The sequence below is a fragment of the Mycobacterium sp. genome, from assembly GCF_032161845.1.
In the GTDB taxonomy this organism is placed as follows: Bacteria; Actinomycetota; Actinomycetes; order Mycobacteriales; family Mycobacteriaceae; genus Mycobacterium.
Window position 1 is genome coordinate 1 of sequence record NZ_JAVRQA010000201.1, and the last position, 8,099, is coordinate 8,099.

Below are 8,099 nucleotides of genomic sequence, written 5' to 3' on the forward strand. Positions count from 1 at the left end.
CCGATGCCGGGCACATGCTCACCGACGCCGTGTCGATCGTGCTGGCGCTCATCGCCATCCGGCTCGCCGCTCGGCCGGCTCGCGGCGGCTACACCTACGGCCTGAAGCGCGCCGAGATCCTCTCCGCACAGGCCAACGGCATCACGCTGCTGCTGCTGGCGGCGTACTTCGTCTTCGAGGGCGTCCGTCGCCTGTTCGATCCTGGCGAGGTCGAAGGACTGCTGGTCTTCCTCACCGCGCTGGTGGGCATCGTCGTCAACGTCGCGGCGGCGTGGTGCATCAGCCGCGCCAATCGTTCCAGCCTCAACGTCGAGGGCGCATACCAGCACATCCTCAACGATCTGTACGCGTTCATCGCCACCGCGATCGCCGGCGCCGTCGTCTGGCTGACCGGTTTCGCCAGGGCCGATGCGATCGCGGCGCTGATCGTGGCGGCGCTGATGATCAAGGCCGGCTGGAGTCTGGTGCGGGCGTCCGGGCGCATCTTCCTTGAGGCCGCGCCCAAGAGCGTCGACCCCGCCGCCGTCGGTGCCGAGCTCGCCGCCGTCGGCTCGGTCGTCGAAGTACACGACCTGCACATCTGGGAGATCACCTCGGGTGAGGCCGCGCTATCCGCCCACGTCATCGTCGGCGACGGCACCGATTGTCACGCCATCCGCGGTGAACTCGAACGGATCTTGCACGACCAGCATCACATCGACCACACGACGCTTCAGGTCGACCACGTCTGCGCCGAAGACCCCGACGAGCACTGCGTCGAACCGCACGGCCAGTCGTACCGCGGGACGTAGCAGCCGAGTAACAATTCGAGCGGTTCAGTGCACCGAGGCGATCGCGGAGTTGATCACCGCGGTGACCGCGTCCGGGTGCGATATCAGTGTCAGGTGTGAACCACCGTCGAAGTCGGTGATCGTCGAATGTGCACGGTTGGCCATCGCCGTCTCGGAGGTCGGGGTGATGATCTGGTCGCCGCTGCTGATGAAGTACCACGACGGGATCGTCTTCCAGGCGGCGTACTTCGACGGGGTCTCGAAGGCTGCCGTCGACGCGACTCGCTGCGTGGCCCACAGCCGGGTGGCGACGTCGGCCGGCAGGTCCTTGCCGAAGTAACGGACGAACACGTCCTGCTTCAGGTAGAGGTCCGAAGCGCCGGCGGAGGGCAGCTTGTCGAACAACTGGTCCTCGGGCGTGGTCTTCAGAATGGAGTCGGCGCCGCTCAGCGACCCGTTGGTCTCGCCGACGTCGGGTGCCGCCGCGTCGACGTAGACCAGGGCCTTCACGTTGGGATTGCCCTCGGCGGCATTGGTGATGACGGCTCCGCCGTAGGAGTGGCCCACCAGCACGATCGGTCCCTTCACGGTCGCCAGGAAGCCCTTCACGGACTCGGCGTCGGTGGTCAGATTCTCGAGCGGGTTGGAGATCGCCCGTGCGTCGTAGCCTTCCTTCTGCAGTTCGGCGACCTCGCCGTCCCAGCTGGAGTTGTCGGCCCACGCGCCGTGCACCAACACGACGGTGGGTTTGACGCCGCTCGACGCGGGGACCGGGGCCGTTGACGACGAAGCCGCGGGCGTCGGCGACGGTGACGCCGAGCAGCCGGCGATCACCGTCACGGCAACGGCGCCGAGGGCTATCGAGGCGAAGGACTTGGTGGCTTTCATGTCGTAGACCCTCGTCGCCTTGGCCGGCCGGTGTCGGCAACGCTGCCCACCAGTTGCGATACCGGCTAGCGGGTAGTTTCGTGGTCGTTACACGCAATTTCTAACGACCGTTACCATTGATGCTTGACGTTCGGGCAACCACGCTCGATGTCCCCAGACCTTCGGGAGGTTGACGGTGAGCGGCTCGGCAGCACTCTTCATCACGGTCTTCCTCGCCTGCCTGGTGGAGGCCGTCGAAGCACTGACCATCATCCTCGCGGCGGGCACCGCCCGAGATTGGCGCTCGGCGATCACCGGAGCACTCGCCGGGCTGTTCATTCTGGTGGTGGTGATCGCGGCGCTGGGGCCCGCGATCTCGCTGATCCCGCTGAACGGTCTGCGCCTTTTCGTCGGCGGACTGCTCCTGACTTTCGGGCTGCAGTGGTTGCGAAAGGCGATCCTGCGGGCCAGCGGGCACAAGGCGATGCACGACGAGACCCTGGCGTATCAATCCACCATCGCCGAGGCTCAAGCGGCGCCCACCGCCGGCCGGGCCATGGTCACCGACTGGTACGCCTTCACGTTGTCGTTCAAGGGCGTGGTGCTGGAAGGTGTCGAAGTCGCGTTCATCGCGCTGACGTTCGGAGCCAACCAGGGCAATATTCCGCTGGCCGTCCTCGCCGCCGCGGCCGCCATCGCGCTGGTGGCGATCGCGGGATTCGCCGTCCGGGCACCGCTGGCCCGGGTCCCGGAGAACGCCATGAAGTTCGCCGTCGGGGTGATGCTCACGGCCTTCGGCATCTTCTGGGGCGCGGAGGGGGCGGGCGTGCACTGGCCGGGCGAGGACATTGCGCTGCTCGTCCTGATCCCCGCCGTCGCCCTCTACGCCTTGGCGTTGGTGGCCCTGTTCAGGCGTCGGGCTCCACTTGCCACCAAAACCACCGTGGCCCTGGGAGATTGATAATGGACAAGCTCCGTGCGTTTTGTGCGTTCTGGTACGACTTCATCGTCGGCGACGACTGGCGGGTGGCCCTGACCGTTGCGGTCGCCCTCGTCGCCACCATCATGGCGAACAAGCTAAGCGGCGTTGCTCCGTGGTGGATTCTGGTCGCGGCCGTTGGCGTAGCACTTCCGGTGAGCATCTACCGGGTGACACGGCGCAAGCCGGCACCTCATCGCCCTTCGTCCTCTTCGACGTAAACCCTTGCGGCATAGAGCTCCAACGCCTCACCGCAGGCGTCCAGAGCCTGCGCCGTCTCCGACCGCTTGGGTGCGCCGTAGACATCGCGGGTCCGCACCTTTTCGTACCAGGTGCGCAGCTTGACCAGCTCGACTTCGTTCTCCTCGAGCTCACCGTAGGTGAAATGATTTGCCGTGTACTCTTTCTCGAGACCGGCGTGGAAGTCGAGGCACTTGTCGAGGATCTCCTCGTACTCATTGTCCCTGGCGGCTTCGAACTGCGCTATGACGCCGGGTCCGCCGGCCACGGCCGAACAGGCCAGCAGCACCGCGGAACCGTCCATCTCGAGAATCTCGCGTCGTAGCTTGCGCAGGGCGCGCTCGGCCCCGTCGCGAGCCGGTAGGGCCGCGGCCGAGTTCTGTAGGTACACCGCGCCTAGCGACTTGAGCCGCCGCCAGACGGTGGCCCGCAATCGGGTCGGCTCGGCGGGGATCCGATAGATCAGCAGCAGCCACTTGTCATCGTCACCGGAGATCGGCGATCCATCCTCGGGATCGTCCTCAGCGCCGCTCATTTGCTCAGTCTGCATGACCCCCACGGCGCTATGAGCGTTCCCCTCGGAAGCTACCTCAGCGTCTTCACAGCGACCCGTTGCGACCGTGGCCTTCAACGGCGGCGCACTCCCGCGGCGCCGCGAGAGGAGAACACGAAGGTGCAGAGACGTCAAAAGATCGCTGCGGCAGTCGTGGCTGCCGCGCTCCTACTCGCAGGCGCGGGCGCGGTTGCGGTTGCCAACACGGCGAGCGGACCCCTACCGCAGGGCCCGTCGAGCAATGGTCCCGACATCCCCGGCGTGCCCGACACGCCAGAGCCGGGTGACGTCGACGACCAGGCCGACGCTCCCGACGTTCCCGGCCAGCCCGATCTCCCGGAACCAGGTGACACGCCGGACGCGCCAACACCCGTGGCACCGCCCATTCCTTAGCGGCATATCTCCACTGAGCCGCCCACACTGGTGACACCTGCACGACGAGCGAAGGATGAGATGCGTGAAGGTCCTGATAGTGGAGGACGAGCCCCGGTTCGCAGCCACCCTCACCATGGGTCTGCGGGCCGAGGGTTTCGTAGTCGTGCACGCCGACAACGGTGTCGACGGCCTCTGGGAGGCGACGGAGAACAACTTCGACGTGATCGTGCTCGACATCATGTTGCCGGGGCTCAACGGCTATGAGGTGCTCCGCAAGATGCGCGCCAGGGAAGTGTGGACGCCTGTCCTGATGCTGACGGCGAAGGACGGTGACTACGACCAGACCGACGCATTCGACCTCGGCGCCGACGACTACCTCTCCAAGCCGGCGGCATTCATCGTGCTGCTGGCGCGCCTTCGCGCACTCGTTCGTCGCGGGGCACCGCATCGTCCGGTCGTGTTGACTGCGGGCACCCTTTCACTCGACCCAGCGCGTCGCGTCGTCGAGCGCGAGTCAACTCCGATCGACCTGACCCCCCGCGAGTACGGCGTCCTGGAATACCTGATGCGCCACAAGGACACCGTCGTCACCAAGCACGACATGCTTCAACACGTGTGGGACGCCCACTACTCCGGCCCGGACAACGTGGTCGAGGTATACGTCGGATACGTTCGGCGCAAGATCGATACCCCGTTTGGTACCAACACGATTCAGACGATCCGTGGTGCCGGTTACCGGTTGGATTCGGGCGAATACCCCAGCGGTAGCCGAGCGGTCACCGGTGCTCCCTCTGTGGAGTCACCGCCATTGCAGTGAATCGGCGATGGTGCGCCACGCCTTCGCGTTGTCGGCGCCAACAGGCCCGGACAGAGTCAGGATCACGACGTTGCCGGCGCGCCAGTATTCATAGCGGTCGAACGCGTCAGTCCACGTTTCGTGGGTGACCGAGTTCGGAGGTGATGAGCCCTGATAGCTGATCAGGATGACCTGACCGGCCTTTCGACGCACCGCGGTGATCATGCCGGGACGGTAGCCGGGCGTGGACGACGCGATGGCCGGGAGTTCGTCGACAGCCACCGACTCGGTATTGGGTGCGACGGCGACTGGACGGGTCTCGATGCTCACGGTGTTGAGATTGTCGGTGAAGACCGTCGCACCGCCGTTGGTGCCGCGCGCCCACCCCTCGGGTACGGACACCGTGAACGGGCCCAATGGCGGGGTGAACGTCACGTACGCCTGAGTGTCGGGGACGTGACCGGGTGGATTGTTCTCCGGTGCGGTGCCGCCCGTTTCGCACCCGGCAAGCACGGCGCCCACGACGACGGCGACTGATGCAGCGAGTGCCGACGCTCGGGTCACGGTTCGGACGGCTGGCCCCACTCGGGCGTGGCCTTCACCGACGGAGTGGCCTCCGAAGTGGCCAGGGTTGCCGCGGCCGTCGACGCCGTCGCAGCAGTTTCACTCGTCGTCACGCCTGTTTGCATCGGACCAACACTTTGTAAGTTCGTGCGGCCGCCAGGTTGTGGGTGCGCCAGCGCGAACGCGACCATGGCCACGAGAGCACAGCCACCGACCGCGGCGAAGGCGGCGCGAAAACGCGCGGCGTTCCGGTTTGATTCTGCGTTGTTCATCGCACTTCCCGTCCCAACGTCGTGGGGCCGCATCCGAGGAGACACGGCGGCAGCAACCTCGCTGCACTGCCAACGCTAAACCGGCGCCCCTGAGAGACCGCTGAACCTGGCAGGGACTGCGATGTGTAGAAGCTGTGATGTGACTGTCCACTAACTGTTTTCGCGTGTTCGTCGTCTCAGCGTTCCTTAAGCCAGCCGAGAGCACAGTCCATACGTGTCAAGGGCGCACCCGCGTCCACCCGCGGAACGCGGTATTCGATCGGCACGGGAGGTTGGTCGGCGCGATGCACACCTTGATCGTTCGAATTGCCAGCGCGGCGGCGCTCACTTCCGCGATGTCGTTGATGTCGTTGATGTCGACCGGGGCGGCGGGGGCGGCGGGGGCGGCCCCCAGCGTTACCGGCCAGACGTACGGCGACGCTTCGGCAGCGCTGAGCGGTGCAGGATTCAAAGCCATTGTTGCGGTAACGGTTGGCGACCAACTGTCCAAGGAGAAATGCTTGGTGGTGAGCCAGCGCAACGAGAGCGTGGCCCAGAGGGGCTCCCACTCGACAGCTGGTACGACGGTGGCTCTTTCTCTAAATTGTGAGAATCAAGTAGCGTCGACCACGAAAGCGGGCTTCTCCGCGGCGAGTCCGGAGGGGCGAGCCGCCGCCAAGGCCGCTGCCGCCGCGAAGCCCCCTTCATAGGCAACCGGCCAGATTTGCGAGACCGAAACGATCTGGAATTGGGCCCCGTGCTGCCGCTGAGAACACCTCGATGATCCGTGGTGCCGGCTACCGGCTGGAGTCGGGCGAATACGCCAGCGGTAGCTGAACGGTCATGAGCGCTCCACCATCCGGTCGGTCACCGATCGTAACCGTACCCCCGTGCGCGGCAATGACTTCGGACACGATGGCCAACCCAAGACCGGTGCCCCCGCCGCTGCGCGCGCGGGCGGAGTCCAGCCGGACGAATCTGTCGAACACTCGCGCGCGATCGGCCTCGGGGATGCCGGGACCGTCGTCGGCAACGGTCAAGACGGCTTTGTCTCCGTCGGGGTAGACGCGAAGCTCGACCCGCGACGTGGCGTGGCGCGCCGCATTCTCGAGCAGATTGCGCAACACCCGCGAGAGTCCCCCTGGATCGCCGACCAGACGGGTCGGAACCAGATCCGCGTCGACGGTCAGCGTCGTTTCCCGAAGGAGCCGGCCCATTTCGATGGACGCGATGTCATCGAGGTCGACGTCCTTGCGCCGCAACGTGAGTCCGCGTTCGTCGGCGCGGGCCAGTAGCAGCAGGTCCTCGACGAGCGACTCCATTCGCTCGGCCTCGGGCCGCAGGGTGGACGTCGCGAGGTCTTCGTTGAGAAATTCGGGATGTGCGGCAGCGACATCGAGAGCGGAAAGAATTGCGGTCACCGGGCTGCGCAGCTCATGGGATGCATCCCCGACGAACCGGCGTTGGGCTTCGTGACCTGCCTCGATCCGGGCCAGCATCTCGTTCATGGTCACTGCGAGCGCGGCGATCTCATCGAAGTTGTTCGGAACCGGTACACGCTCGGCGAGGTCTGACGTACTGATGTCGGCGACCCTCGCCCGGATGGCGTCGACCGACCGCAACGATCGCCCCACCAACAGATACGCGGCCGCCGCCGACACGGCGATGACGATCGGCGCAGCACCGGCGAGCAACACCAGAACCGTCTTGACCGTCGACTCGACGGCTTCACTGCCTGCGCCGACCAGGATCGTGTAGCGGCCGCTCTTGCCGTCCACGGTCTGACCGCTGATTCGCATGTCTCCATCGGGCGAGGCATGGTCGGGCAATCCGATCTGCAACTTGTCACCGATGGTGCTGGGCGCGACCAAAGGTGCGTCGGGTGCCGACTGAGAGTGTTGGATCACGGCACCGTTGGCATCAATCACCTGAACCGCGACGATCCGCTGATCGGTGGTGATCAGCGCCGCGTCAAGTTCGGCCGCCGTGTCGAATTGCAGTGCCGCCACAACGTCCTTGACCCGGCCTGCCGCCGCATCGTCGACGCCGGCCAGCAACGAGCGGGACAGAATGATCGACAAGCCTGAACCCGCCACCAACAATGCCACCAGCACCACCGACGCGGACACGAACGCCGAACGGGCCGAGATACCCCAGTAGCGTGGCCGCAACCACGTCCTTGGTTGACCTATCAGCGGCAACGGCACTCCACCAGCGTGGTACCCATGGCCCCTCCCCGCCCCAACCGTGGCTATCCGTCGCGGTGCGACTGTGCGGATCATGCCACCCGGCTCACCTTTGGCGTCGGCGACTCGGCGCGCCGCCCGAACGCGCCGGACTGCACCGATGCGAGCGTGGCCGACCCGGCAAGCACCGCAGCGCCGCCCAGCAACGACCCACCGACCACATCGGTCAGCCAGTGGACGCCGAGATACAGGCGGGTGAGCGCCACCAGCGCGGTGGCTGCCACGACAGCGACCCCCAACGCAGCCCGGATCGCCGGACTCCGTCCCCGTCCGATGACCACCGCCACGCTCCCGACGAGCGCCAAGGTTCCCGTGACGTGTCCCGAGGGAAAGGACGGGTCCACCTCGAGAAGCAACTGGGTGGCCCGCGGTGGGCGCTGCGCCCCGACTACTGCCTTTGTCACAGTGCTCAGACAGGTGGCCACCGCAAGGGTCGCCACGATGACGAAGCCCGTTCG

General features: G+C 66.1%; 11 protein-coding genes. 5 read left to right on the forward strand and 6 right to left on the reverse strand.

The features are described 5' to 3' along the window. The coding region (locus QOD90_RS11855; protein WP_526349848.1) for a cation diffusion facilitator family transporter at window positions 1-791 on the forward strand (791 nt) is incomplete at its 5' end. Window positions 792-815: 24 nt separating this feature from the next. Here the strand turns inward: QOD90_RS11855 and QOD90_RS11860 are convergent. Further along, a complete protein-coding gene (locus QOD90_RS11860) occupies window positions 816-1,658 on the reverse strand; it encodes an alpha/beta fold hydrolase (RefSeq protein ID WP_526349850.1) in 843 nt (280 codons plus the stop codon). Between the two features lie 175 nt (window positions 1,659-1,833). On the opposite strand from QOD90_RS11860, the gene QOD90_RS11865 reads away from it, so the two are divergent. Together QOD90_RS11865 and QOD90_RS11870 are read left to right on the forward strand one after the other, a co-directional pair. Beyond that, complete coding sequence (locus QOD90_RS11865) at window positions 1,834-2,598, forward strand: COG4280 domain-containing protein (RefSeq protein WP_526349852.1); 765 nt, start codon at window positions 1,834-1,836, stop codon at window positions 2,596-2,598. A gap of 2 nt (window positions 2,599-2,600) precedes the next feature. Continuing rightward, complete coding sequence (locus tag QOD90_RS11870) at window positions 2,601-2,837, forward strand: hypothetical protein (RefSeq protein ID WP_526349854.1); 237 nt, start codon at window positions 2,601-2,603, stop codon at window positions 2,835-2,837. Here QOD90_RS11870 and QOD90_RS11875 read toward each other — a convergent pair. Next, the gene (locus QOD90_RS11875) at window positions 2,810-3,391 is read right to left on the reverse strand and encodes a Chromate resistance protein ChrB (protein ID WP_526349856.1); all 582 of its coding nucleotides are present in this window, start codon (window positions 3,389-3,391) and stop codon (window positions 2,810-2,812) included. The two genes, QOD90_RS11870 and QOD90_RS11875, sit on opposite strands and share 28 nt — an antisense overlap. Window positions 3,392-3,529: 138 nt before the next feature. On the opposite strand from QOD90_RS11875, the gene QOD90_RS11880 reads away from it, so the two are divergent. Together QOD90_RS11880 and QOD90_RS11885 are read left to right on the forward strand one after the other, a co-directional pair. After that, window positions 3,530-3,802 (forward strand): hypothetical protein, encoded by a 273-nt coding sequence (locus QOD90_RS11880; RefSeq protein ID WP_526349858.1) that lies wholly within the window; start codon window positions 3,530-3,532, stop codon window positions 3,800-3,802. Between the two features lie 64 nt (window positions 3,803-3,866). Beyond that, the gene (locus QOD90_RS11885) at window positions 3,867-4,601 is read left to right on the forward strand and encodes a response regulator transcription factor (protein WP_526349860.1); all 735 of its coding nucleotides are present in this window, start codon (window positions 3,867-3,869) and stop codon (window positions 4,599-4,601) included. Here the strand turns inward: QOD90_RS11885 and QOD90_RS11890 are convergent. From QOD90_RS11890 to QOD90_RS11905, 4 genes are all read right to left on the reverse strand, one after another. Beyond that, window positions 4,584-5,144, reverse strand: coding sequence for a hypothetical protein (locus QOD90_RS11890; protein WP_526349862.1), 561 nt, complete (start codon window positions 5,142-5,144; stop codon window positions 4,584-4,586). The genes QOD90_RS11885 and QOD90_RS11890 overlap by 18 nt on opposite strands. A 489-nt stretch (window positions 5,145-5,633) precedes the next feature. Further along, entirely contained in the window at window positions 5,634-5,873 is a 240-nt protein-coding gene (locus QOD90_RS11895) for a hypothetical protein (protein ID WP_526349864.1), read from the reverse strand. Between the two features lie 319 nt (window positions 5,874-6,192). Continuing rightward, complete coding sequence (locus QOD90_RS11900; RefSeq protein WP_526349866.1) at window positions 6,193-7,677, reverse strand: sensor histidine kinase; 1,485 nt, start codon at window positions 7,675-7,677, stop codon at window positions 6,193-6,195. Beyond that, on the reverse strand, window positions 7,674-8,099 hold a 426-nt coding region (locus tag QOD90_RS11905; RefSeq protein ID WP_526349868.1), incomplete at its 5' end, for a phosphatase PAP2 family protein. The genes QOD90_RS11905 and QOD90_RS11900, both read right to left, overlap by 4 nt.